This window comes from Microbacterium sp. AC215, assembly GCF_979258645.1.
This window is the reverse complement of record NZ_OZ409869.1, coordinates 2,993,060-3,016,385: the sequence shown is the minus strand read 5'-3', so window position 1 is coordinate 3,016,385 and position 23,326 is coordinate 2,993,060. Positions and strand designations below refer to the sequence as shown.

The window sequence follows — 23,326 nt, the reverse complement described above, 5'->3', positions numbered from 1 at the left end:
CTACCGGCTGCGGAGGTCGGGGATTGGCTTCGGAAGAAGCTCCTCGATCGGCACTTGAAGTACCTGAGCGATCGACAAAATTGAGCGCAACGCCGGGTTGGCTGCGGTGCCCCTCCGTGACTCACCGCTTTCGTACTGGCGGTAGATGAAGCGGCTCAGGCCTGCACGAGACGCCACTTCCTCCTGACTCAATCCCACTTCGAGACGGAGCCGGCGCAGCTGGACCGAAAGTTTCAGGACGAAGTCCTGCCACTCTGCATCCGCCGCACTCACGCCGTTCTTCACATCATCAAGCGTTCCGACGATGGCAGCCTTGTATGGGCTTACGAGTAAGCCATAATGTTGAGAGCGGGAGCTGATCGCAACACGTCGAAATCGTCGATCGCGCACCAGCACATCCCGCGCCGGACGAAGCGAAACTCCCGGCAGACCCGGCTGACTCAGAAGGAGCGAGAGGATGACAGCTGCCAAGCCGAATCCACGATCAACACGCAGTGTCAATCCGTGGTGGGGAGGGACAGTGAGCCCGCCTGCTGCGTGGATCACGACATTCAGTGATTTCACTCGAGGCGCCTCAGGACGCGAATGGGGGCTGGCAGCCTCACTGTTCGTCATGCACCATCATCGCAAGTTCTCGGAGGGCCCCACCTTCCGCGAAGTGTTCGAGCATCTCCTGCCCGAGACGGGCGGAGCACCTTCGGTCCTCACCGGGTGGGAAGCCGCCGAGCGAATTCAGGCGGTCCACCGCTTCCGATACTTCGCGTTGTCGAAATGGAAGCAGGGCGGCTTCATCGAGTTCGACAAGGGAGTCAGCCGAAGCCTGCGTACAGGACCGCAGTTCCGCGAAATTGCCATCCGTGAACGACACATCCAAGCCCTCGTCCGGAAGAAGCCTCCGCGATCTGGCCGTGGGCCGAGCGACGCGGTGGCGGCGGTGACTCTTGATCTTGAAGGCGCGGCGGCCCGACTCCGCATCAGCCAAACCGCGTTGAGGCGCCTGACGAAGGCCGGGTACCTCCGAGTGGTCACACACGATGGTGAAGCGCTGTATCCGTCATGGCAGTTCTCGCCCCAGCCGGACAAGCAGGTTGTCGAAGGCATCAACATCGTCGCTCCGGCTATGCCGGAGCAATGGCCACTGGCTGCGGAACATTACTTCATGGCCGCGCCCCGCATGGAACTCGCAGTCGACGGCCGGCACCGCTCTCCCTGCGACTGGCTCGATCTCGGCCTGAACCCCCACATCGTCGCCGGCATTCTTGAGAAGTACTCCTATGACATCGACCAATGATCGCGAGGAGCACGCGGCGACCGCGGAATGGGAGCCGTGGACTCAAGTCGACGCTGACACCATTTCGAAGTCCTTGAATCACCTCATTGAGACGGCTGCAGAGCAGGGACGTGACGGAAAGCTGGTGAGCGCTCTCCTGACCACTATGACGGCGTTCATCGCAGAGCGAGGCGCGGATGTTCTCGCCCCGCCAGATCCGGAGGGTTCGAGGCATCGGCTCCGGCCAGAGTTCAGAGCAAGAATCGAAGCAGTCGTCGATTCGCTGAGCGATGATGAGGCGGCCGCTTTCCTCGGCATAGGCACACGACAGGTGCGGCGACGCGCGCACGGTGGAGCTCTATACTTCTTCACCGTTGGAAAGCGACGCCGCTACCCGGCGTGGCAATTCGATGAACTGCTCGGTGTGCTGCCTGGTCTCCGCGACATCCTGCGGGCGATTCCTGAAGACTGGACTTCTGAACGAGCACATGCATTCATGACCGGGCTCGAGACGGAACTCAAGATCGCTGACAAGCCGATTGCGCCCCGGACCTGGCTGGTTATTGGCCTCGATCCTGCGGAGATTTTGGACCTGATCCGGGAGAAGGCGAAGAAGAACAGTTGAGCGATCGATGCCACGGAAGAGTCAACTCGAGAGCCGGCGGCGAACCTGGCTCATGGGACGAAACGTCGTGCTCATCAACAGATGGAGTCCTCCTCATCGAACTGGGCGCAGTTCGCTAGTAAGCGATTCCGCCTACGGGGTGCGAATCAGAGATTCTCGAAAGCGCGTGCACGCCGGATTCATTCGACCGCCTCACTCCGAGACGGCGCCGAGAGGCGCTCGCTCCCCGTCATCGATGCGATTTTCCTTGAGGAGCCCACCTTCGCCCTTCAGGCGGGCCACACTTCCGTGGAGGAGGCACTCGATCTGGTGCAGCGCATACTGGCGCATAAACGTCACAGTCGATTACTTCGACGCAGACGAGTTCCTCGACGGGTTCGATGACGCAGCGCCGGCCGATGTTGTCGATCTCGCTCGAGAGCATTGCGGCGAGCTGCAAAGTATCTCGATGCGCTTGTCCGGACTCGGGGCGACAGGCCTGTTCCTCGCGGCCAGGAAGTTGGCGCCCGAACTCAGCGCCCGCCAGAGCGTGGGGGCGCAACAACAACGGGCCGCCTGCGTCGTCGGGCGCGATACCCACGCCGTGCGCGTGGCGCATCTCGCTGATCGCATCGAGCAGGATCCCCGATACCGAGCGGTAACCCAGAACCAAAGAACTGTCATGGGTCGGCTCGTGATAGAGGAACTCTGAACCGGGGATGAGGGCGCGATCACGCCGAAGTGGGCACTCGAGGGCGCCAGCAATTCGGTGCGGGATAACGCGGCAGCTGCATAACTGACGATCTCGGATGCGCTAGAGGAGGTCGCAGAGGACTGCGCGGCACGGAAGACTGGAGGGAGTCCCGCACTGCACGTGAGCGAGAAGCGACCGCACGGGCGTTTGTCCTGAGCAAGACCGGCTACGCACCAACATCCGCCCTCGTGGAACTAACAACTCGGCAAGCTTTCACCTGGCAGTGAGCGTCGGGGGGCCGCAACTGAGTGCAGACGATCTTCATCGCCTCGGCAGCGAACAGGTCATCGTTCAATCACGACGTGTGGGAGCGAACGGTGTTGTAGATCAAGTCGCCGAGACGCTTCTTTAGTCCTGCGAAGTCACCGACGTCATCAAGCGGCGACTCGTGGAGGTTGAAGCGCTCGCGGATCTCTCGTATGACACGTCGTACGCTCTCTTCCTCCGCGCCGGATCCGACAAGATGATGCTCGACCTCCCGCAAGAAACGCTCAACGGTGACCTTCTGTGCGCGAGCTCGGTGGTCTCGTCTGAATCGCTCCACGAGCCTGCGGGTGACATGCGTCAGTCGATCCTGGTTTGCGAGCTGCGTCGACAAGTCTTGGCGGACCACGATCTCCTGGAACAGGGTCGAGAAGTTGGAGTAGAGCGCTTCACGGTCATCAGGCTGCAAATCTGACGCAATTGACCCCAGGGTGCGCGCGAACTCGATCTTGCCCAATACGAGAGGGCGAGCAATAGAGCTGCTCGCTTTGCGCGCTGCTTCTGCGGCGACGTCGAAGACCCGTTGAGACTTGGATACTTTGAGCTCCGCCGGAAGTTCAGCAATCACGGCAGATGCAGCTTCTGGGGCCAAGACGTCCTTGGCGAAGCGTGCCACGATCTGAAGTGCGACAGCAGAAGGCACAAGGTCTTCTGGCTCGTGTACCTGCTCTACAGAAAGGTTGGCTGACCTGAAATCAATCGAGCCAACGGGGAGGATCAGCCGAGGATCAATGATGTCAGCATCGCCGTACCCCTTCTCCAAATCCTCCAGCGCTGCTTGACCCGCCGGGTCGGAGTCAAGCAGCACGACGACCGCCGGACGATCAAGGTCTCGGCCGCGAGTGAGATGAAGTGTGTACCTGTATTGGGTGGAGCCGTGCACGGGCACCATAGTGAGGGCGTTCAAGTCAAGATTCGCGCCCTGATAGCCGTCCTGACGCATGGCAGCGCTTACGCCTGAGAAGAGCGCAAGATCAGCAGGTCCCTCGACAAGTAGGTTGCAGGTGCCAATGAACGCGGTGTCGGCGTGGAACGACCCGAACGCGGACCGCAGCGGCTCGTACTTCTCAGTTGCGGCCTTCGGCACGATTCTCGTGCCTTCGTCGTCGTATCCCTTCTGAAGCACGCGTATGCGTTGCGGGTGATTCTTGTCGATGAGGAAGGGGCTATGTGTGACGTACAGCACCTGCGCTGGCTGAGTGTCGTTGTCTGGGTAAGCGTAGCTCGTCAGAACCTTCAACAGATCCTGCTGCCCCTGAGTCGACAGGAAGGCATCGGGCTCGTCCATAAGCAGGATCTCTTGCCTGCCAGGCACGCGTGGTCCGTACGCCTGGTATTGGACGAAGTAGCTTAGGAAGTATTTCATGCCTCCGCTACGCTCATCGAAGGTGTAGGTCTGACCTGTGCGATCTCGCATGGTGAGCACTAGGAAAAAGCCGTCCTTGTGGACCTCGAGGGCAAAGTCTCGATCCTGAGACCACCAGTGCGGAAAGTTCAGCGAAACGGCTACGGCGTCGCTGATACTCGACGTTATAGCTTCGCTGTATCCGTCGTCAGCATCACCTGCAGCCAAGAGTTCAGCGAATGCGCGCTGGTCGACATCCGCAACTTTGACGAGAAGGTCCCGAACGAGATCAAGAGATTTCCCGGCGGCGGCCGCCTCCTTCGGCGGCCTAACCGGTGGTACCGGTAGCAGCGAGGCGATCGTGTCGGTCGTCGACGGATAAGTGTCCTCACCGACCTTCAGCGCGCGGTAGATACCGTACCAATCTGCCCGACCACGTGGATGGGGGGCGCGTGCCCCGCCGACAAGGTCATACAGACTGACGCTCGCAGGGAGGGCAACGTCTGCGTCAATGCGTCTCGCGACGGGAAGCGGCAGCGCAGCAAGTTCATCAGGACTTAGGTGCCGTTCACTCCATCCTGCCTGATCCCGCCAATAAATCCGCGGCGACGAGTCAGCTCGGAACATCCAAAACTCAGAACTGGTGAACGGAGCGCCAAGCAGAGCCTGAAGAGCCTGGAGGTCCTGCTCATTCAAGTGAGTGAAGCGTCCCCCGAACTGTGGCAGCGGCATCGTGCCGCGGACGCCGAAGAACTGTGAATACCGACAAAAATCCTTCGGAGAGATCGCTCGATCGCCGAGCAGACACTGGATTGCAACGATCAGTTGACTCTTTCCAGCCTCGTTTGCTCCGACCACAGTTGTGATGTCGTCTTCGAGGTCCACCTTGACGTAGGGGTAGAACGCGTCGGGCTCCTCTGGCAGCGTGTCCCACGGAAATCGATCGACTCCGTCTTTGTCTTGACGGAGGTAGTCAAAATTGAAAGAACGGAAGAAGCGAACATAGACAGAACCAAGCAGCACCCGAGAATCCCCCCCAGCGGTGCCTCGCCATTGGACACCGTTGACACCCAACATAGAGCAACCCGTCGACACCCCAACAGGCCAGGTCATGTTCTCCAGCACTCCGCGGCCTCACGGTGAAGCTCATGGACGTCAACCAACTCGACGAGTTCGCCGCCGGCCCGCTTCAATGCTGAGAGCGCGCTCATCTGCTGAGCCTGTTCGTACTTCCCCGTCTGGCCGTTTACCGACGATAAGACCACTTATCGCAACTGTTTCAAGCAGCCTGCTCCGACGCAAGGAGGCCCGACATGGCTTTCGCTCGGCCGGACAGCACGCGAAGCTGACATCGTTTCAATGCGATCCGACGAGTCATGCGGCTTGGTGAACCCAACCTGGATGTGATCAACGACGAGCACGCCGAGAGGTTTGACCGTCCGGCGACGAGGGTTCATAGATCCACGACTTCCGCCGCCGTCTCCAGCTTGGTGCGCAGCGATCGGGGGGCGACTACGGAGCGATTCACGAAAGCTCGTCTCCCTCAACGAGTTCGCCTCCGGTGGAGCGCCAGCCAACGAGCCCACGCGTCATGTTCGCTGCGTCATATCCGAACTCAGCGAGCAGGTTCGCCGCGCCGCTCGACAGCAGGCCGCCGGTGCAGAACGTGATGAGCAGCCGATCTGCGGGCAGTTCATCCATACGCTCCTCGAGCTGCGCGAGGGGTATCAGCACCGATCCCGGTATGTGATGCCGCCTCCACTCCCGCATGCCACGCACGTCCATGATGAGCGCGCCGGACGCCGCCAGCATTCGCGCCTCCGACGGGCTGACCGTCCGGGGGCGACGGAAGAAATACCGTGCCGGTGTCACCGACGGGCTTCCCTTCGCACATTGACCAGCGTGAGCACACCGCCAAGCACAGGGATCAGCGCCATGAGGCGGGTTCCCAGCAGCAAGCCACGCCCGAACAGCGCCGTGACCGCGACGGCGAGGTACAGTGCGCCGTGGATCGGCCCGATCGCCGGGGCTACCCCGTCGGCATGGATCAAGAGCAGGTTGACGAGCAGGACCGCGATGCTCAGCAGCTCCAGCACCGAAAGCACCTCGAGGGTGCGCAGCAACGACCTCATTCTGCACCCGGCCGAACGATCATGAGCACCACGACGGCGACCCACAGCAGGTTGAACACTCCGGTCATCGCCCGCATGCTGCCCAGGCCCCCGCGATCCGGCACTGAGGCGAGCGCATCTCGTTGCGCGGGCACGATCCGCAACACGAGCAGAGCGCCGGCGATCGCGGTGAGCACCATCGCGATCGTGATCCATATCTCCCCCAACCGCCCCTGCACGGCGGCGAGCGCAAGCCCGACGAGTGGAACGGACAACGCAAGGATGCCGTAGGTGCGGGTGATCCGATGCAACAGCCTCGCTGCATCCACCCCCGCGACCGCGCCATCGGTGGCGGAAGCGTCACTGGCGATCTGCGGAGCGAATCGCGGGAAGAGACTGGTGGTGACGGCGACAGGACCGACGAAGAGGATGCCGGCGACGACGTGCAGGGCGAGGAGAGCATGTTCCACACCTGTAGTTTACCTAAAGGTCGACGATGCCCGCAAATGTCGCGAGCATGTGAACGCGCAACGCGTCGGTGAGCTCTAGATGCTCCTGAGAAAATGCTCTATCGAGGTCGGCCACTCGCTCTGCAGCGTCTGCGAGCAGGTCCTGCCCGCGGCTCGTGACCTCCAGCCGCGAAGCAGCGCCCGCACGCGCCGTGGCGTCGGTGACCAATCCCGCCTTCTTCAGTGCACCGACAGCGATATGGGCGCTCGCCGCCGTGATGCGCGATCGACGAGCCAGCTCACTGAACGAGATGCCCGGCGTGGCACGGACGTGTCCGAGCAGTGCGTACTTGCGCAGCGTCAGGTCAAGCGGCTTCAGCGCATCGGCGACACGTTCCTGCCAGCGCGCTGCAACAGTCAGCAGCGCGATCGTCGGGCTGAAGGGTGGAGTCTCGGTCACTCGCTCAGGCTACCCGCCGGGGTGGATCAGAGACCGCTCGGTCATCGCTCCGGATCTCTGTAGATGTCGCGCAGAGTACCGATCGGACCTACCTGCATGCGGACTCTCTCTCCCCGATGACTGCGACATCTCGGCCGGGCACATGGGCGCCCATACTTCACCGAGTACCCCCTGCCCCCGTAAATGAAGTCCCCGACACTTCATGGATCAGTTCACGTTCGCGAGCCAGGCGACGAACTGGCGGGAGGGCAATATCGCCAGTGAGCTCTTCCACCAGATGCGTCGAGAGAAGCACCCTGTGCCTGAATGGATCGTGGTCGGTGCCGGCACCGGTGGAACGAGCACGTCGATCGCACGGTATGCCCGATTCACCGGTCTCGCTACGCGCATCGCCGTGGTGGATCCGGAGGGTTCAGCCTTCTATGAGGGCTGGCGCCGGAACGACGTCTCCTACGTGACATCGACACCGTCGCGGATCGAAGGTATCGGGCGCACCCGCGTCGAAAGATCGTTCGTCCCGAACCTGATCGATGAGGTCCTCCCCGTGCCCGATGCAGCGTCGATCACCACCATGCGATGGGCATCCCGAATCATCGGGAGACGCGTCGGAGCCTCCACCGGCACGAACATCTGGGCACCCTCCAACTCGTCCAGCGGCTCGGCTCCGGCCGACGCACCGGGAGCATCGTGAGCCTCATCTGCGACACCGGCGACAGGTACTCCTCCACCTACTACACCGATGACTGGCTCGCGGAGCGCGATATCGACATCACGCCGTTCGAACGGGCTCTCGAGGACTTCTCCTCCACGGGGGCACTCCGGGCCGCCTGAGCGCTCAGCGGCCGCGTCAGCTCCGGCGATACAGTTCTCATGGCCCCGTGTCGACAGGGGAACCGAATCTCAGGGAGGCAGCCGATGAGCGTCGCCGGTCATGACCGTATCCGATCCGAATCACCCGATTTCGTGCAGATCCGTGGGGGACGAGTCCACAACCTCAAGAACATCGACGTCGACGTACCGCTGCGTGGTCTGGTGGCGATCGCCGGGGTGTCCGGCTCCGGCAAATCGTCGCTGGCGATGGGGGTGCTCTATGCGGAAGGCTCGCGCCGCTATATCGAAGCGCTTTCGACCTACACTCGGCGGCGGATGTCCCAGGCAGCACGCGCGGATGTCGACTCGGTGCGCCATGTCCCCGCCGCGCTTGCCCTCCGCCAGCGGCCAGGCGTACCGGGAGTTCGGTCGACCTTCGGTACGTCTACCGAACTGCTGAACGTGATCCGGGTGATGTTCTCCCGGCTCGGCTCACATGTGTGCCCGAACGGTCACCGGCTGGGGCCGACGATCGATGTCGCCGCGAACCTCGACCTGGTCTGCCCCGAGTGCGTTGCGGTGTTCTACCCACCCGGCGCGGAATCCCTGGCGTTCAACTCGGAAGGTGCCTGCCCGACCTGCGCAGGAACGGGCATCGTGCGGGCGGTCGATGATAGTTCCCTCGTGCCCGACACTTCGCTGACGATCACCGCGGGCGCGGTGGCGCCCTGGGGCATGTTCGGCCTCACCGTGATGCCGCAGGTCGTCGCCGAGTTCGGCGTGCGCACCGACATTCCCTACGCAGAGCTCTCCGACGCTGAGCGGGAGATCGTTCTGCACGGCCCGGAGGAGAAGAAGCACATCGCCGTGCGCTCCAAAAACGGCAAGCTCTTCGAGCTGGACTTCACCTACCGCAACGCGCGACTCGCGGTGCAGGAGGCGCTCAACAATGCGGGGAGCGAGAAGGGGCTGGCCCGAGTCAACAGGTTCATCACGTCACAGACGTGCACGGCATGCCAGGGCACGCGCCTGAGCGACGCAGCGAGACTCCCCCGCGTCGCTGGCAGGAATCTGGCCGAGGTGACCGCGATATCTCTCGACGACGTCATGCCGTGGCTGCAGACCATCCCCGCGACTCTCCCGCAGGAGATGCAGACGATGACCATGTCGATCATTGGTCAGTTCGCGCAGATGGCGGCCCGACTGCTCGAACTCGGGCTGGGTTACCTGAGCCTCGATCGCTCCAGCTCGAGCCTCTCGACAGGGGAACGGCAGCGAGTGCAGCTGGCCAGAGCCGTGCGCAACGAGACCACTGGCGTCCTCTACGTCCTCGACGAGCCGTCCGTGGGACTCCACCCGGCGAACGTCGACGGTCTGATCGGGGTGATGCGCGATCTGCTGTCGAACGGCAACTCGGTGGTACTCGTCGACCACGACGTACAGGTGCTCCGCGAGGCGGATTGGATGATCGAGATCGGCCCGGGGTCAGGGGCTGCCGGCGGCACTGTCCTCGCCGCCGGCACTGTGGCAGAGCTCGGCACACTGCCCGAATCGCTGATCGGCGGATTCCTCGCCGATCGTGAGCCGCTGTTGGTGCGCGACCGCGCCGAAGAAGATGATGTCTTCGCTCGTGGCCGCATGGCACTGCGCACGCGGGCTCTACACACCGTCCACCCCCTCGACACCGCGATACCTCGCGGTCGCCTGACCGCAGTGACGGGGATGTCCGGCTCGGGGAAGACCACCCTGGTTTTGGAGAGCCTGGTCCCGGCGCTGCAATCGCTCATCGGCGACACGAGCCGCCCTGCACATGTCCTCGATCTCACCGCGCCTGGCATCGCGCACGTGCACGTCGTGGATGCCGCGCCGATCGGCACGAACGTGCGCTCCACCATCGCCACGTACAGCGGAGCCCTGGACGATCTCCGCAAGGCCTATGCGGCGTCACCCGATGCTCAGGCGCGCGGGCTCAAGGCCGCCGACTTCTCGTACAACACCGGGTCTCTACGCTGTCCACGTTGCGAGGGCACCGGCCAGGTCGTCCTGGATGTGCAGTTCCTTCCTGACGTCGACATCCCCTGCCCCGACTGCGCCGGTAGCAGGTACGGCGCCGAAGGCCATGCGATCCGGCGAACCGCATCCGATGCTCCCCCGATCTCGCTTCCCGCACTGCTCGAGCTCACCGTCGCGCAGGCATTGCCGTACGTGACGGACCTTCCGAAGGTACGGAAGAAGCTCCAGACCCTGATGGATCTCGGGCTTGGATACCTCACGCTCGGCGAAGACACTCCCGCGCTGTCCGGCGGGGAGGCGCAGCGGCTGAAACTCTCCACAGAACTCGGGCGCGATCAGTCCGATTCGCTCTTCGTGCTGGACGAGCCCAGTGTCGGCCTGCATCCGCTGGACACGCGCGTGCTCCTGCGCGTGCTCGATCGCTTGCTAGAACGCGGAGCAACGGTGATCGTGATCGAACATGACCTCGACGTGATCGCGAATGCCGATCACGTCATCGACATGGGGCCCGGCGGCGGAGCCTCCGGGGGACGAATCGTTGCGAATGGCACTCCCGAACAGATCGCCACTGCGGCGGAAAGCATGACCGGTCGCTATCTCGCGGCCGCGTTCGCGCGTCATCCCACCGGCGGCTCCGAGGCGTAGAGGCCATTGCTGCACGGAACGCAACGAGTACATCTCCCGCACTGAAGGCCGTATCCTGAGCCCATGAGATTCGATCATTGCGCGTTGCAGGAGTGCGGCGTCGCGCGGTTCCTCAGCCTGCTCGACGGCCCCTGGGCGACGCTCATCGTGCGCGAGCTTCTGAAGAAGCCGCATCGGTTCAACGAGCTCCTCTCGGCACTGCCGGGAATCAGTGCGCATACGCTCTCGAGCCGACTGCGCAAGTTCGAAGCGCACGAGTTGGTGACCCGCACCGCCTACGCCGAGATCCCTCCTCGCGTCGTCTACGAGCTGACGCCGGTGGGGATGCAGCTGCGCCCTGTGCTCGACGCCATGAACGCCTGGGCGATGACCGTCCCGCCCCGCCTCTTCGGCCTCGATGAGGAGCCGGCGCCTCCGGTCACCGCCGACTGATCGGGGCCCGGTGACGGCGAACGGCATCGTAGTTGCCGCACTTCGCCGAGCAGTAAGAGCGCCGCCCATTGCGACTGGTGTCCACGTACACGACAGGGCAGCGATTCCGCAGGCAGGCGCCCAGCCGAGCCCCCTCCGACTCGACGACGAAGAGCGCGAGCCCACCCGCGGTGACAGCACGCACCCGTGCGACGACATCCTGGGCATCAGGGGCGAAGTGCAGGTGCGGACGGAGCCCGTCGTGCGTCGTGAGATACGGACTCGTCGCGCCGGCCGTGAGAAGGCGATTGATGGTGCCGCAACGCTCATCGACGGTGGCTGCGAGGAACACCGGGACGATCTGATCCGCCCATTCCCGCAGCTGCTCGCCGCCCCGTTCGTTCAGCTCTGCCCGTCGGATCTCGTGGGCCTCCAGGACTACGGTCGCGGCGCCGACGTCCCAGCCCCGCCGCACGAGGGTCACGAGATCCGCGGCGAGTAGGGGGCCGGTCATGTTGTCATGGTTGAACTGCATTGACCCATTGCATCACATTGAGGGGATGGACGTCATCACCCCGGGGATCGCCCCGATAATCCTGCTCCTCGGGGGCGGCCTGGTCCTTCGTCGACGTGTGCTGACAGACGCCGGATTCTGGTCGGGACTGTCGTGGGTGAGCTACTGGGTCTTCACTCCCGCGCTCTTCCTCACATCGATCGGCGACGCAGATCTCACGGCCGTGTCCGTGGGACCACTTGCGCTCAGCGTCGGCGTTCCCACACTGCTAGTAGCAGCGCTGTCGTTCGGCGCGGCGCTCCTCAGCCGGGCGGATGGCCCCCAGCTCACGTCTCTGATGCAGGGTTCCATCCGCATCAACACCTACGTCGGGCTGGTCTTCGCTTCAGCGCTGCACGGGCAGGAAGGCGTGGCGACATTCGCACTCGCCAGCGCCGTGGTCGTACCGCTGGTGAACGTGATCTGCGTCACGACGCTCTCGCTCTTCGGCAGAAGGGACACAGGACGGCGGCGCCTCGCGCTGTGGAGGGACCTCGCATCGAATCCCCTCATCCTCTCCTGCCTGGCCGGAGTGGCGCTCAACCTGGGCGGCATCGCGACGCCCGCGCTCCTGCAGACGACGATCGAGATGATCGCGGCCCCCGCCCTCGTCGTCGGCACCATGGTCGCGGGTGCCGCACTGCGATTCACGTTCCGCCCGCGAGACCTGGTCGATGTCGGTACCGCTGTTCTCCTCAAACTACTCGCGCTGCCGCTCGCGGCGATGTCCATCGCGCTGGCGTTCGGAATCACCGGCGCGACCCTCACGAGCATCATTCTCATCACGGCGGTCCCGACTGCGCCCAGCGCCACCGTCCTTGCATCGCGGATGGGGGGCGACACTCGGCTCATGGCGGCCATCATCGGCGTCCAGACCGTGCTCGCCGTCGCCACGATCCCGCTCCTGCTTCTTCTCGCTGGCACCCTGTCCGCGTGATCCGATCACGCGGACAGGGTCGTCGTGTGGGGGCGGGTCAGTGCACCTCGTAGCTCAGTCCGTGCCCGAACCGCAGCAGCGGATCAGCCGTGTCGAATGGCACATCAGAGCGCGAAGCCTCCACTGCCGCCATGCTGGACGGCAGATCGAAGGGGAGGCGACCCCTCGGCGCATCGTGACCGAACAGCACGTCGAGCACCGCGCGCGGGTGGGCACCGTAGTTGGCGACGACCGCATGCGCCGATTCCAGGATCGGGGTGAGGATCGCCGGACGATCGAGGAAGACATCGACGACCGTGGTTGTCGACGCGCTCAGCTGAGCGATGTGCGACACGGTCTCGTCATCCATCGCGAGCGAGCCCGCATGGAAGTAGTTTTCGAAGGCCGTGGAGCGCTTCTCATACGGTGCATGGATGCGCACGATGGCGAGGTCCGCCTCGAGCGGATCGGTGACGACAGTGCCGTACTCCGCAGCGACATCCTCGGGGAGGCCCTCGACGTACAAGCGCCGTCCCTCCGCGGCAGGCAGAGCGGATCGTCCGTCCTCGGCGCGGTTGGTGAGCAGCGTCAATGACGCACGCTGAGCCGCGAGGCCCGCCGCGATGAACGCGGGCGCACCGACGACGCGGGCCGCCTCCGCCGGATCGACGTACGGGTCATCGAAGAGACCGAGCACGAACTTCTCGGCGAGGAGCCTGCGCGCAGACTCATCGAGTCGAGCTTCCGAGATTTCGCCCGCCTCGACCAGCTCGACCAGCATCTCGGGGCACGCTTCGCCTCCGAACTGATCCACACCCGCGTCGACGGCCTTGCGCATGCGCTGAGTCGGAGTCAGGTGTTCGACACCCCAGGCCCGCGCGGGGAAGGGCTCTCCTTCCACTGTGGCGTCGTTGATCAGGCCCCAATCCGTGCAGACGATGCCCTCGAAGCCCAACTGTTCGCGGAGGAGCTCGGTGATGATCGATCGGTTGAACCCGAATCCCACTTCTTCGTACTCCGTGCCGACCGGCATGCCGTAGTAAGGCATCATCTGCGACGCGCCAGCGGCGATCGCCGCACGGAACGGCTCCAGGTGAAGATCGAACTGACCGCCGGGATACACCTGCTCGCGTCCGTAGGCGAAGTGCGGGTCCTCGCCATCCTTCTGCGGCCCGCCGCCCGGGAAGTGCTTGGCCATCGTCGCGACCGAGTCCCGTCCGAGCGCCTCGCCCTGGAAGCCCTGGATGTACGCGACACCGAGCCGACTCGTCAGTTCGACGTCTTCACCGAAAGTGTCGAGCTGGCGCGCCCAGCGCGGCTCGGTGGCGAGATCGATCTGCGGGTGCAGAGCAACACGGATGCCGACGGCGAGATACTCCTGGCGAGCGATGTCAGCGAACTGCCGAACGACGCCCTCGTCTCGGATCGCGGCGAGCCCCAGGGCTTCCGGCCACACGGAGAACGCCCCGGCGAGAAGTCCGGCGAGCGGATTGTCGCTGTAGGAATTCCGAGGGTCGGTCGACACCGTCACCGGAATCCCGAGCCGCGTGGTGAGCGCTAGGTCTTGTATGTGATTGTTCCAGCGCGCCATCGCCTCCGGCGACCCTCCGGTGAGGAGGTTGAAGTGACTCATGTGCCGATGTGACACATACTCCGCGTTCGATGGGAGGTCGAACTCTTCATCACCATCGGAGAGTGCACCGTCCTCCCCCATCGAGATCATGGCGTGGAAGAACAGGCCGGCCTTCTCCTCCAGCGTCATCTGGGCGAGGAGGATCTCCACCCGCTCCTCGACCGGAAGACTGCTGTCGCGGAAGCGTACGTCGATGCTCTGATTGTCGGAATCCATGAGTGCGCCTTACTTCGTGCCCTTGACTCGGAAGATGAGAACTGCGCCCGCCAATGCGGCAGCCGCGCCGACCAGGTAGAACAACGAGTAGCCGCCGATCGCGGTCGCCGCGCCCAGCGCGATGACTCCCGGTGCGATGGCCGGAGCGATGGACTGCGGCAGCGCATTGGCGATGTTGATGACGCCGAGGTCCTTGGCCGTGTCTTCGACATCGGGGAGCACCTGCGTCGCCAGGGCGAGCGAGACCGAGAGGAAGGACCCGATGCCGAGTCCGATCAGTCCCTGACCGACGATCACCATCTCGACGGTCGGCGCGAAGGCGAGCACGACGAGCCCGGCCACCATGATGATGCCGGCGGCGAGGACGAACGGCTTCCGGCGCCCGAGCTTGTCGGAGAGGTAACCCGCGAGCGGCCCGGAGATCGCCTGCGCGCCGACTGCCGCGAGGTTGCAGATCAGGACGGCCGTGATGGCCTCTGCTTCCGTCAGGAGGAACTTGTCGGTCAGATAGAGCGGCAGATAGGTGGCGATACCGGCGTAACCGAACATCACCAGGAATGTCGTGAGCCAGGTCCAACCGAAGTCGGGGTTCTTGCGAGGGTTGAAGACGAAGGATCCGGCGAAGTCCTTCCAGCCGTAGCTCGTCGACGGCGGCGTGAGACGCACCCCATCCTTCAGCAGCATCGCGAACAGCACCGTCAACACCAGACCGATGAGCGCGGGTACCGCGAATCGCGAGAGATCCGAGTCGAGGAAGTTGACCGCGAACGTTCCGCCCAGGATGCCGAGCGACGTGGTGATCCCGATGATTCCTGACGCGAGGCCGCGCTTCCATACCGGCATGCGATCCGCGATGGTGGCGTTCAACGCTGCCAGCGTGCCATTGAGGGCGGCCTGCGCGACGCACCATCCCACGAGCACCATCCACACCTCGCTCGCCAGACCGATCGTCACGAGAGCCGCGAATCCGACCACGGCACCGAGGATCAGCCAAGGCCGTCGCATACCGAAGCGCGACATGGTGCGGTCCGACAGGCGCCCGACGAGCGGATTGAAGATGATCGCGAAGAGCGTGCCGACGCCCATGACGAGGCTGAGCGCGGCGACCGACTCGCCGCGGTTCGCGGTGATGTGCTCGAGCTTGAAGGCCAGTGAGACGAACACGGGTGTGAGCAGCGCCAGGTACACGCCGAAGTTGGCGAGACCCAGCGTCGGCAGATACGCCGGAGAGACGGGGCCGGCCGGCAGGGACCGGGTGAGAGGCGTGGTGGTGGAGGGTTCAGTCATCGTCGACTCCTTGGTCGCGCCCGAAGGGGGTGGGCTCGGACCAGAGTAACGCAAATTCGAACAAATTGTAAGTCAATGCCGATCTATTCGTAGATGAAACGCGCGTGCGATCATGAGACGGTGAGATCTTCCGAGCACGCTTCGTCCCGCACCGCATCGACCGCGCTGACGCGACAGCGGATTCTCGCTTCAGCCAGAGCGCTGATCGGCTCGCGAGGCGGCGCACAGGTCTCACTCGAGGACATCGCGGCTGCATCTGAGATCACGCGCCCCGGGCTCCTCGGCCACTTCCGCTCGATGGATGCGCTGATGACAGCGGTGGAAGCCGAGTTCTGCGCGGAAACCGGACTGCAGATGTCGACTGGTGTCCATTCCTGGGCAAACCTGTTGGAGATCCCGGACTATCGCTCGATGTCCGTACAGTTCTTGAGCCTCGCATTGACGACCGATTCACCATCACCGTCCGCGGCCTGCCACCACAGGCAGCTCCTCGAGTCAACCGAGAGCCTCCTCATCCAGCGTTCCGCCTCGACCTCGCTGACCCCTCAAGGGCTCGTCGCCGCGTGGGAGGGGCTGCTCGTACTGCAGGCATACTTCCCGTCGCTCGATCCCGCTCGAATCGTCCAGGCGCGCCTCGATCCATCGCACGCCCGGCCGTCAACACCCTCCTCCCGCACGGCCCCCGCATCCCCGGAATCGCTGATCCCCGACCAGTTCGGCTATGCGCGTGGTCGCTCCCGTCGGCGGGAAATCGTCGAAGACGCCACCATGCTCTTCGCCCGCAACGGATACCACGGAACCACCATCCGGCAGCTCGCATCCGAGGTGGGCATCTCCGCGTCCACACTTCTCCACCACTTCGGACACAAGGCGGGCCTGCTTGCGGAGGTGCTTCGCCACCGAGACGAGCAGCTCGTTCATCGGCGCGGTCAGCGGGACATGGATGCGCGCACGGAGCTCGCAGAGCTCGGCGATGAGGCGCGCCGGGATCTGGACGTGGAGCGAGGGCTCGTAGACATGTACGCCGTGCTCTCCACCGAGGCCATTCACCCCGACCATCCAGCGCACGCCTACTTCACCGATCGCTACTCCCGCACGATCGACTACTTCGAGGGCCTCATCGCGAACAGCGACTCCGGGTCTCCGGATCCACGGCTCGATGCCGTGTGGCTCGTCGCGCTGTGGGACGGACTGCAGTATCAACTGATCCTGAGTCCTGACGATATGGATCTCCCCACACAGCTGGATCATCACATCCAGACATCCCTGGGAATCGCTCCGGCCACGAAGAGCTCAACCCCTGACGAACCTCACGCGCCGGATGAGCGCACATCCTCCAAGGTGTAATACAGTAGCTACCAGGTTTGTAGAGTAATCCGATTCGGACCTCATACCCCAGTCGCACGGAGGAGCCATGGCCGGAGAGAGAACTCGAGAGCGAGGCGAGCTCGAGGGCGAGGTCATGCGGCTGCTCTGGCAGCACGTGGATCCCATGAGCGCGCGCGACCTGCAGGAGCTTTTCACCGGACAGGTGCCCGCGTACACGACCCTTCTCACGGCGCTCACCCGCTTGGAGAAGAAGGGGCAGGTCGTCCGCTCGGGAGACTCCCCCCGGAAGGTGCGCTTTCAGGCCGCGCGCTCGGGAGAAGAGTTCACGAGCGATTCGATGCTCTCCGCCTTGGATCGGGCAGGAGACCGCCACGCGGCACTGCTCGCCTTCGCCGGAACGCTTGACGACGACGACGTCGCGCTGCTGAAATCCGCGTTCGGTCGGAAGTCCTCGAAGCGCTAGCAGATGCTCTTCTGGGTTGTGCTGGCCTGCGGCATCGCATCGATCACGGTCGCCCTCCTCGCACCCCTTCTGCTCACCGTGGGACGCTGGCAACTTCTACACCCGCGTACCGCGCTCTCGGTGTGGTTCGGGGCGTTCTTCACCGGCATCGCACTGGCCCTCGCCGGGCTGATCATCGGCGTCGCCGGCGCCGTCGTCGCCTCGCATACCCCGACCGGTTCAGAAACGCTGTTGATGACGATCCTCGGCTGGGCCGGCTTGGGCGCCTTCGGCGCGATCGCCGCTTTCGTCGCCGTGTCCGCCGAGCCGGTCCTCTCCTCCGAGACAGGGGCGCTGCATTCGCTGGCACCGATCGCCATCAGCCGCGAACAGCGACGCGGGTTCACCCTGGTCCGGTTCGAATCGGATCAGCCGATCGCCTTCGCCGCATCAGGCAGACCGTCCGAGATCCTGCTGTCGACGGGCATGGAGTCGCTGCTCCCCTCCGCTCAGTTGCAAGCCGTCCTCGCTCATGAGTACGCGCACCTGAGGCAACACCATGCGTGGGCCACGCGAATCGCTCGGATCAACGCTCTCTGCCTCCCGCGAACACACTCCGCGCGCGCGCTGCGAAGAGCCACCACGCTTCTCGTCGAACTGGCTGCGGACGACCAGGCAGCGCGCCTCGCCGGACCCGCGCATCTGGCGAACGCTCTCTCAACGCTCGCTGCAGCATCGAACGATGTCGGTCTGGAGCTTCGCGCCGAGAGGCTCGTGGACAAACGATGGCCGGGCGCCGTCAAGCGTCGACGGCCCCCCGCTGCCTTCGCCAGCGATTCCTCGGCGTGAGGCGGCTCTGGATCGCACCTGCTCTCGCATCGTGGCTGTTCAGGCCCGAGGCTTCCAGCCGCACGCACGGATCACCCATGACCACGCCGCGCGCGCCCGTCGACGGATCCGATGGAAGAGGAATCTCGTCGCATCCCATTCCTCAGCGAGAGTGGACGGGCGGTCATCCTCATCCCTCGGGGGCGCAGTGAGTCCGATGACCAGGATCAGCACCAGGAGCGCCACCAGCAGCATGACGGCGGAGATCATGCTCACTTTCGCGACTCCGTCATCTGACTCACCTCTTCGATTCCGCCTCTCAGGAGATCGGCGATACGGGCCTCATCGAGATCCGAAGCAGGTAGTGTTAACGCTACATCCGGTAGTTATCCCCGCCATCGCGGCGCGCTGATAAAACTACAGGATGTAGACTTGAATGCAGTAAAGAGTGGAGTGGAAATGTCGGAGTTCACATTCGAGGTCACCGGAATGACGTGCGAGCACTGCGAGCACGCGGTGGGATCAGAACTGTCCCAACTTCCCGGTGTCCAGAACGTCGTCGCGGATGCGACGACCGGACGCGTGAGTGTCACCCACGATCTCCCGGTGGACCGGAGTTCCTGGGAAGCCGCGGTCGGTGAGGCCGGGTACAAAGTGGGTTCGTGGCCTGTACGCCACGATGCGTGAAGATTCTGCCTCGAAGGCCCCCAGCGATCCCGCTCTACTGCGCCCGTCCCGTCGCCTCCTGATCGGGGGCGGCATCGTCGCTGCCATCTTCGGGATAGGTCTGCCCGTCGGCATCACTGTCGCACTCGGGGAGGCGCCCTACAAGAAGCTCTTCCAGTCGTTCCCCGGCCTTGATGTCGGGGTAGTGACCACCGCGCTCTTAGTGGCGGCGGACGCCGGGATTCTGCTGAGCATGGGCATCCTCGCCTACCTGCTGTTCTTGCGCGCCACGCCCGCGAAACGCGCGATGCGCTTCGAGTACGGCTTCGAACTCCGCGCTCTCCGAGTCACTGCATCGATCTGGGCGGCGAGCGCCGCGGGCCTGGCCGTGTTCGAGTCCTTCGATGCTAGTGGTGCGCAGCTCGAGCGCATCCTCGAGCCGGGAGCACTCGCGTTCCTGTTCGAGGCGAGCACTGCCCCCATCGCGTGGACGATCAGCCTCGGAGGGGCACTCATCGTCCTGTTCGCGTCGTTCTTCGTCGATCGCTGGACGGGAATGCTGATCCCGCTGTGGGCATCTTTCCTCGCCACGCTCGCTCCGGTCGTGTCGGGGCAGGTCCTCGTCGGCCCCGATCACGATTTCGGCGGCGATGCTGCCGTCTTCCAATCGCTCGCGGTCAATCTGCTCTTCGGCGTCGTCGCGGTCTACTGGCTTCGGGTGTGCTCCGGTCGGTTCATCGACCCCGAGTCCCTTCGGCGCCTCTTTCTCCTGGCGGCGATCCTGCTGCCGGTCATCGCCGCGTCCGACGTCGTCATCACCTTGTTCAAGCTCGCCGGGACACCCCTCCTCGGGGCTCTGACCGGCTGGCTGATCGTCGGGCGATGGGCCGCATTTCTCATCGTCGCGATCCCTCTGATCGCGCTTCGCGCTCTCTGGCGCCGCGCACGCGTCCGCGCGGAACATATCGTCGCATGCCTCTCCGTCGCGTCCTTCGGCGTCATCGCCTGGGTAGGCACCACAGCCGCAATGACCCGGCAACCCCCGCCGCAGTACTTCGTGCCGACGACCATCTCGCAGACCTTCATGGGTTTCGAGGTCGCAGATGCGCCGAGTATCGAGGTGCTGTTCGGGCATTGGCGACCGAACGTGCTGTTCCTGGCGATCGCGACGGTCGGGATCGTCGTGTACCTGCTCGCCGTACGTGCGCTGCACCGCCGTGGCGACCACTGGCCGCCCGGGCGAACCGTCGCGTGGCTGCTTGGCTGGGCGATCATCATCTTCGCGACCAGCTCAGGCTTCGGCAAGTACTCGGCGCCGGACTTCGGCATCCACATGATCGTCCATATGAGCCTCAACATGCTGGCACCCGGCATGCTCGTGCTCGGCGGGATCGTCACGCTGCTCCTGCGTGCAACGCGCTCGGTGCCCGAATCACCCGTGGGGCCGCACGACTGGATCACTTGGGTGCTGCACTGGCGAGTGCTCCAGTTCCTCTACAACCCCCTGATCGTGTTTGTGGTGTTCATCGGCTCGTACTACGGGCTGTACCTCACGGGGATCTTCGGCGACTACATGCGCTTCCACTGGGCGCATCAGTTGATGAATCTCCACTTCCTGATCGTCGGCTATCTGTACTACAGCCTCATCATCGGGGTCGATCGCCCGCCCCGCCCGCTCCCCCATGTGGGAAAGCTGGGGTACGCGCTGGCCGCGATGCCCTTCCACGCGTTCTTCGGCATCATCCTGATGACGAGCACGACCCTGATCGCCGAGAATTTCTACCTCTACCTCAGGCTCCCGTGGGCTGACCTTCCCGCGCAGCAGTATCTCGCGGGCGGTGTCGCCTGGGCGGGAGGAGAGATCCCGCTCCTGATCGTCATCATCGTGCTTCTGATCCAATGGGGTCGCCAGGACTCGAAGGAAGCACGGCGCAAGGACCGGCACCTCGACACGGGGAGGGATGTGGAGTTCGACGCCTACAACGAGATGCTGCGCCAGCTCTCCGCCCGCTCCGCAGCGAGCGATGAACTACGCCCGGGCCCGCAGCCCGAGAAGGAGCCACAGAGATGACCCCCCCGACTACGCGAGAACTCGAAACCCCCTTCGAGCTCGACGTCTCCGGCATGACCTGCGCGGCGTGCGCCGGTCGTGTCGAACGCGCTCTGAACAAGCTCGACGGCGTCACCGCAACCGTCAACTACGCGACGGAGCGGGCCGTGCTGACCGGCATCTCGACCGAGGAGTCGGCACGCGCGATCGCGCAGATCGAGAGCGCGGGCTATGGCGCCCATCTGCGAGACGGATCAGATGATGCCTGGTCGCAGCGTGCCACTGAGTTCCGGATCTCCTCGCTCCGGCGACGACTGGCGGTGGCCGCACTCCTGACCGTCCCGCTGATGGACATCACCCTGGTCCTGGCCCTCGTCCCCGGATGGCGGTTCCCCGGCTGGGAGTGGGTCTGCGTGCTGCTCGCACTGCCGATCGTCACCTGGGCCGCGTGGCCGTTCCACCGCGCGACCTTCCGCAATCTGCGTCACGGCATGGTCAGCATGGACACCCTGGTGTCTCTGGGCATCGCGGCGTCGTTCGGCTGGGCGGTGGCGACACTGCTCTTCGGCGTGGGTGCCGGGTCGGAGGGCTATTGGCTCGGCTTCGGCTCGACCCCCGAGGGCGCCGACTCGATCTACCTCGATGTGGCCGCGGGCATGACCACCTTCCAGCTCGCAGGCAGATACTTCGAGACACGCTCCCGCCGGAAGGCCGGAGACGTGCTCGGCGCACTGAGCGCACTCGCTGCCACGCATGTGCGAGTGCTGCGCGACGGGGTCGAGACGGTGGAGCCGGCCGGCCAGCTGCGCTCCGGTGACGTGTTCGTGCTCCTGCCTGGCGAGACCGTCCCCGCTGATGGTGTCGTCCTGAGCGGCAGCGCAGCCGTCGACGCGAGCATGATGACGGGCGAGCCGATGCCGATCTCGGTCACCAGCGGAGACACCATCACCGGCGGCACCATCAGCACCGACGGCCGGCTCGAGGTGCAGGCGACCTCAGTCGGCGCGCACACCCAGCTCGCCCAGATGGCTGCGCTCACCGAGCAGGCGCAGGCCCGCAAGGCCGATGTGCAGAAGCTGGTCGACCGCGTGGTGACCTGGTTCGTTCCCGTAGTGATCGGACTCGCCATCGTCGTCGGGATCGCGTGGGCACTGAGCGGCGCCCCCGACGACAAGGCAATCGGCGTCGGGATCAGCGTGCTGATCATCGCCTGCCCCTGTGCGCTCGGACTCGCTACCCCCACCGCGCTGATGGTCGGCATCGGGCGCGCTGCGACGCTCGGCATCCTGATCAAGGGGCACGACGCTCTGGAGGCATCAGGCGCGGTCACGACCGTGGTTCTCGACAAGACGGGCACACTCACCACCGGCACGATGACGGTGCAGGACACGGCGGTGTTCGACGTGGAGCCGCACGAGATGTGGAGGCTCGCCGCCTCCGCCGAACGCGGCTCGGAGCACGCGATCGCACGCGCCATCGAGCGTGCGGCCGCACCGTTCTCGACCGATCTGCGCCCGCTCAGCGAATTCACGGCGAAGCCAGGACTCGGCGCTGTCGCCACGATCGACGGCACCCGTGTCGTCATCGGCAACGTCTCACTGATCGAAAGCGAGGCGGTGCGCTTCCCGGCCGAGGCCCGCGCGGCCGTCGAACGTTTCGAGAACGATGGCCACACGACCGTGCTCGTCGCCGCTGACGATGTCGTGATCGGCGTGCTCGCGCTGTCGGATTCCCTCAAGCCTCGCGCGGCTGACGCTGTCAAGGCTCTCCGCGAGCAGGGGCTGGAGATCCTGCTGCTCACCGGCGACTCTCCGGCGGCTGCGGCGCGCATCGCTGCCGAGCTCGGCGTTGATGGGGTCCACGCCGGGGTGCTTCCGGCGCAGAAGGCGGACGTGATCTCGACACTGCAGGCTCAGGGCAAGCGCGTCGCGATGGTCGGCGACGGCGTCAACGACGCGGTCGCACTGGCCACCGCCGACCTCGGCCTCGCGATCGTCACCGGCACGGACATCGCCCTCAAAGCGGCCGACATCATCCTGGTCCGGGATGACCTGCTCGTCATTCCCGACGCGATCGCGATCTCGCGCAAAACGCTGCGGACGATCAAGATGAACCTCGTCTGGGCGTTCGGTTACAACGTCGCGGCGATTCCTATCGCCGCCGCGGGCCTGCTCAACCCTCTGATCGCCGCCGCCGCGATGTCGCTGTCCTCGGTGTTCGTCGTCTACAACAGCCTCCGTATCCAGAAGGTGCGCGGCTCGCGCTGACTC

General features: G+C 64.6%; 23 protein-coding genes. 13 read left to right on the top strand and 10 right to left on the bottom strand.

All coding sequences use genetic code 11. From position 1 onward, the window contains the following. Positions 1 to 471, bottom strand: coding sequence for a helix-turn-helix transcriptional regulator (locus ACZZZF_RS14610; RefSeq protein WP_463499192.1), 471 nt, complete (start codon positions 469 to 471; stop codon positions 1 to 3). Between ACZZZF_RS14610 and ACZZZF_RS14605 the strand changes: the two genes are divergently transcribed. Together ACZZZF_RS14605 and ACZZZF_RS14600 are read left to right on the top strand one after the other, a co-directional pair. Next, complete coding sequence (locus ACZZZF_RS14605) at positions 458 to 1,291, top strand: hypothetical protein (RefSeq protein ID WP_463499190.1); 834 nt, start codon at positions 458 to 460, stop codon at positions 1,289 to 1,291. The two genes, ACZZZF_RS14610 and ACZZZF_RS14605, sit on opposite strands and share 14 nt — an antisense overlap. Further along, on the top strand, positions 1,275 to 1,895 hold the full coding sequence (locus tag ACZZZF_RS14600) for a helix-turn-helix domain-containing protein (protein WP_463499187.1): 621 nt from the start codon (positions 1,275 to 1,277) through the stop codon (positions 1,893 to 1,895). The genes ACZZZF_RS14605 and ACZZZF_RS14600 overlap by 17 nt, the downstream gene beginning before the upstream one ends. 1,028 nt (positions 1,896 to 2,923) lie before the next feature. Here the strand turns inward: ACZZZF_RS14600 and ACZZZF_RS14595 are convergent. The 5 genes from ACZZZF_RS14595 to ACZZZF_RS14575 all read right to left on the bottom strand — a co-directional run bounded on the left by ACZZZF_RS14595 (position 2,924) and on the right by ACZZZF_RS14575 (position 7,257). Further along, the gene (locus tag ACZZZF_RS14595; protein ID WP_463499185.1) at positions 2,924 to 5,260 is read right to left on the bottom strand and encodes a hypothetical protein; all 2,337 of its coding nucleotides are present in this window, start codon (positions 5,258 to 5,260) and stop codon (positions 2,924 to 2,926) included. A 501-nt stretch (positions 5,261 to 5,761) separates the two neighbouring features. Then, on the bottom strand, positions 5,762 to 6,049 hold the full coding sequence (locus ACZZZF_RS14590) for a rhodanese-like domain-containing protein (RefSeq protein ID WP_463499182.1): 288 nt from the start codon (positions 6,047 to 6,049) through the stop codon (positions 5,762 to 5,764). 56 nt (positions 6,050 to 6,105) lie between these two features. Continuing rightward, the gene (locus tag ACZZZF_RS14585) at positions 6,106 to 6,369 is read right to left on the bottom strand and encodes a hypothetical protein (protein WP_463499179.1); all 264 of its coding nucleotides are present in this window, start codon (positions 6,367 to 6,369) and stop codon (positions 6,106 to 6,108) included. Next, on the bottom strand, positions 6,366 to 6,818 hold the full coding sequence (locus ACZZZF_RS14580; protein ID WP_463499177.1) for a hypothetical protein: 453 nt from the start codon (positions 6,816 to 6,818) through the stop codon (positions 6,366 to 6,368). Before ACZZZF_RS14580 ends, ACZZZF_RS14585 begins: the two co-directional genes overlap by 4 nt. Before the next feature lie 13 nt (positions 6,819 to 6,831). Next, on the bottom strand, positions 6,832 to 7,257 hold the full coding sequence (locus ACZZZF_RS14575) for a MarR family winged helix-turn-helix transcriptional regulator (RefSeq protein WP_463499174.1): 426 nt from the start codon (positions 7,255 to 7,257) through the stop codon (positions 6,832 to 6,834). Positions 7,258 to 7,459: 202 nt separating this feature from the next. Here ACZZZF_RS14575 and ACZZZF_RS14570 point away from each other — a divergent pair, with 202 nt between their 5' ends. The 4 genes from ACZZZF_RS14570 to ACZZZF_RS14555 all read left to right on the top strand — a co-directional run bounded on the left by ACZZZF_RS14570 (position 7,460) and on the right by ACZZZF_RS14555 (position 11,157). Continuing rightward, positions 7,460 to 7,948 carry a pyridoxal-phosphate dependent enzyme gene (locus ACZZZF_RS14570; RefSeq protein ID WP_463499173.1) on the top strand — a complete coding sequence of 163 codons (489 nt, stop codon included), beginning with the start codon at positions 7,460 to 7,462 and terminating at the stop codon, positions 7,946 to 7,948. After that, on the top strand, positions 7,945 to 8,088 hold the full coding sequence (locus tag ACZZZF_RS14565; RefSeq protein ID WP_463499171.1) for a hypothetical protein: 144 nt from the start codon (positions 7,945 to 7,947) through the stop codon (positions 8,086 to 8,088). The genes ACZZZF_RS14570 and ACZZZF_RS14565 overlap by 4 nt, the downstream gene beginning before the upstream one ends. An 84-nt stretch (positions 8,089 to 8,172) precedes the next feature. Continuing rightward, positions 8,173 to 10,725 (top strand): excinuclease ABC subunit UvrA, encoded by a 2,553-nt coding sequence (locus ACZZZF_RS14560; RefSeq protein WP_463499168.1) that lies wholly within the window; start codon positions 8,173 to 8,175, stop codon positions 10,723 to 10,725. A 63-nt stretch (positions 10,726 to 10,788) separates the two neighbouring features. Then, positions 10,789 to 11,157: a winged helix-turn-helix transcriptional regulator gene (locus ACZZZF_RS14555; RefSeq protein WP_463499166.1), complete on the top strand. Its 369-nt coding sequence runs from the start codon at positions 10,789 to 10,791 to the stop codon at positions 11,155 to 11,157. Here ACZZZF_RS14555 and ACZZZF_RS14550 read toward each other — a convergent pair. Continuing rightward, on the bottom strand, positions 11,144 to 11,650 hold the full coding sequence (locus tag ACZZZF_RS14550) for a CGNR zinc finger domain-containing protein (protein WP_463499164.1): 507 nt from the start codon (positions 11,648 to 11,650) through the stop codon (positions 11,144 to 11,146). The two genes, ACZZZF_RS14555 and ACZZZF_RS14550, sit on opposite strands and share 14 nt — an antisense overlap. A 46-nt stretch (positions 11,651 to 11,696) precedes the next feature. Here ACZZZF_RS14550 and ACZZZF_RS14545 point away from each other — a divergent pair, with 46 nt between their 5' ends. Beyond that, the gene (locus ACZZZF_RS14545) at positions 11,697 to 12,626 is read left to right on the top strand and encodes an AEC family transporter (protein ID WP_463499161.1); all 930 of its coding nucleotides are present in this window, start codon (positions 11,697 to 11,699) and stop codon (positions 12,624 to 12,626) included. Between the two features lie 37 nt (positions 12,627 to 12,663). Here the strand turns inward: ACZZZF_RS14545 and ACZZZF_RS14540 are convergent, their stop codons facing one another. Continuing rightward, positions 12,664 to 14,454: a glycoside hydrolase family 3 protein gene (locus ACZZZF_RS14540; RefSeq protein WP_463499159.1), complete on the bottom strand. Its 1,791-nt coding sequence runs from the start codon at positions 14,452 to 14,454 to the stop codon at positions 12,664 to 12,666. A 9-nt stretch (positions 14,455 to 14,463) separates the two neighbouring features. Continuing rightward, the gene (locus ACZZZF_RS14535; RefSeq protein WP_463499156.1) at positions 14,464 to 15,741 is read right to left on the bottom strand and encodes an MFS transporter; all 1,278 of its coding nucleotides are present in this window, start codon (positions 15,739 to 15,741) and stop codon (positions 14,464 to 14,466) included. Positions 15,742 to 15,861: 120 nt separating this feature from the next. Between ACZZZF_RS14535 and ACZZZF_RS14530 the strand changes: the two genes are divergently transcribed. From ACZZZF_RS14530 to ACZZZF_RS14520, 3 genes are all read left to right on the top strand, one after another. Continuing rightward, positions 15,862 to 17,088: a TetR/AcrR family transcriptional regulator gene (locus ACZZZF_RS14530; protein ID WP_463499153.1), complete on the top strand. Its 1,227-nt coding sequence runs from the start codon at positions 15,862 to 15,864 to the stop codon at positions 17,086 to 17,088. A gap of 67 nt (positions 17,089 to 17,155) precedes the next feature. Next, positions 17,156 to 17,533 (top strand): BlaI/MecI/CopY family transcriptional regulator, encoded by a 378-nt coding sequence (locus ACZZZF_RS14525; protein WP_463499150.1) that lies wholly within the window; start codon positions 17,156 to 17,158, stop codon positions 17,531 to 17,533. A gap of 3 nt (positions 17,534 to 17,536) precedes the next feature. Next, a complete protein-coding gene (locus ACZZZF_RS14520) occupies positions 17,537 to 18,361 on the top strand; it encodes a M56 family metallopeptidase (protein ID WP_463499147.1) in 825 nt (274 codons plus the stop codon). A 39-nt stretch (positions 18,362 to 18,400) separates the two neighbouring features. Here the strand turns inward: ACZZZF_RS14520 and ACZZZF_RS14515 are convergent, their stop codons facing one another. Further along, the gene (locus ACZZZF_RS14515) at positions 18,401 to 18,616 is read right to left on the bottom strand and encodes a hypothetical protein (protein WP_463499144.1); all 216 of its coding nucleotides are present in this window, start codon (positions 18,614 to 18,616) and stop codon (positions 18,401 to 18,403) included. A 183-nt stretch (positions 18,617 to 18,799) separates the two neighbouring features. Between ACZZZF_RS14515 and ACZZZF_RS14510 the strand changes: the two genes are divergently transcribed. Genes ACZZZF_RS14510 through ACZZZF_RS14500 form a run of 3 tightly spaced genes read left to right on the top strand, consistent with a single transcriptional unit; the run spans position 18,800 to position 23,323 of the window. Then, on the top strand, positions 18,800 to 19,027 hold the full coding sequence (locus ACZZZF_RS14510; RefSeq protein ID WP_463499141.1) for a heavy-metal-associated domain-containing protein: 228 nt from the start codon (positions 18,800 to 18,802) through the stop codon (positions 19,025 to 19,027). Next, positions 19,020 to 21,077 carry a cytochrome c oxidase assembly protein gene (locus ACZZZF_RS14505; RefSeq protein WP_463499138.1) on the top strand — a complete coding sequence of 686 codons (2,058 nt, stop codon included), beginning with the start codon at positions 19,020 to 19,022 and terminating at the stop codon, positions 21,075 to 21,077. Before ACZZZF_RS14510 ends, ACZZZF_RS14505 begins: the two co-directional genes overlap by 8 nt. Beyond that, positions 21,074 to 23,323 carry a heavy metal translocating P-type ATPase gene (locus ACZZZF_RS14500; protein ID WP_463499136.1) on the top strand — a complete coding sequence of 750 codons (2,250 nt, stop codon included), beginning with the start codon at positions 21,074 to 21,076 and terminating at the stop codon, positions 23,321 to 23,323. The genes ACZZZF_RS14505 and ACZZZF_RS14500 overlap by 4 nt, the downstream gene beginning before the upstream one ends. Positions 23,324 to 23,326: the final 3 nt, after the last annotated feature.

What these genes read in the sequence shown, in the direction of transcription:
- ACZZZF_RS14505 (WP_463499138.1), top strand. Translation starts at nt 19,020, where the DNA reads ATGCGTGAAGATTCTGCCTCGAAGGCCCCCAGCGATCCCGCTCTACTG.
- ACZZZF_RS14535 (WP_463499156.1), bottom strand. Translation starts at nt 15,741, where the DNA reads ATGACTGAACCCTCCACCACCACGCCTCTCACCCGGTCCCTGCCGGCC.
- ACZZZF_RS14600 (WP_463499187.1), top strand. Translation starts at nt 1,275, where the DNA reads ATGACATCGACCAATGATCGCGAGGAGCACGCGGCGACCGCGGAATGG.
- ACZZZF_RS14560 (WP_463499168.1), top strand. Translation starts at nt 8,173, where the DNA reads ATGAGCGTCGCCGGTCATGACCGTATCCGATCCGAATCACCCGATTTC.
- ACZZZF_RS14500 (WP_463499136.1), top strand. Translation starts at nt 21,074, where the DNA reads ATGACCCCCCCGACTACGCGAGAACTCGAAACCCCCTTCGAGCTCGAC.
- ACZZZF_RS14570 (WP_463499173.1), top strand. Translation starts at nt 7,460, where the DNA reads ATGGATCAGTTCACGTTCGCGAGCCAGGCGACGAACTGGCGGGAGGGC.
- ACZZZF_RS14555 (WP_463499166.1), top strand. Translation starts at nt 10,789, where the DNA reads ATGAGATTCGATCATTGCGCGTTGCAGGAGTGCGGCGTCGCGCGGTTC.
- ACZZZF_RS14550 (WP_463499164.1), bottom strand. Translation starts at nt 11,650, where the DNA reads ATGACCGGCCCCCTACTCGCCGCGGATCTCGTGACCCTCGTGCGGCGG.
- ACZZZF_RS14605 (WP_463499190.1), top strand. Translation starts at nt 458, where the DNA reads ATGACAGCTGCCAAGCCGAATCCACGATCAACACGCAGTGTCAATCCG.
- ACZZZF_RS14510 (WP_463499141.1), top strand. Translation starts at nt 18,800, where the DNA reads ATGTCGGAGTTCACATTCGAGGTCACCGGAATGACGTGCGAGCACTGC.
- ACZZZF_RS14540 (WP_463499159.1), bottom strand. Translation starts at nt 14,454, where the DNA reads ATGGATTCCGACAATCAGAGCATCGACGTACGCTTCCGCGACAGCAGT.
- ACZZZF_RS14545 (WP_463499161.1), top strand. Translation starts at nt 11,697, where the DNA reads ATGGACGTCATCACCCCGGGGATCGCCCCGATAATCCTGCTCCTCGGG.
- ACZZZF_RS14590 (WP_463499182.1), bottom strand. Translation starts at nt 6,049, where the DNA reads ATGCTGGCGGCGTCCGGCGCGCTCATCATGGACGTGCGTGGCATGCGG.
- ACZZZF_RS14585 (WP_463499179.1), bottom strand. Translation starts at nt 6,369, where the DNA reads ATGAGGTCGTTGCTGCGCACCCTCGAGGTGCTTTCGGTGCTGGAGCTG.
- ACZZZF_RS14525 (WP_463499150.1), top strand. Translation starts at nt 17,156, where the DNA reads ATGGCCGGAGAGAGAACTCGAGAGCGAGGCGAGCTCGAGGGCGAGGTC.
- ACZZZF_RS14520 (WP_463499147.1), top strand. Translation starts at nt 17,537, where the DNA reads ATGCTCTTCTGGGTTGTGCTGGCCTGCGGCATCGCATCGATCACGGTC.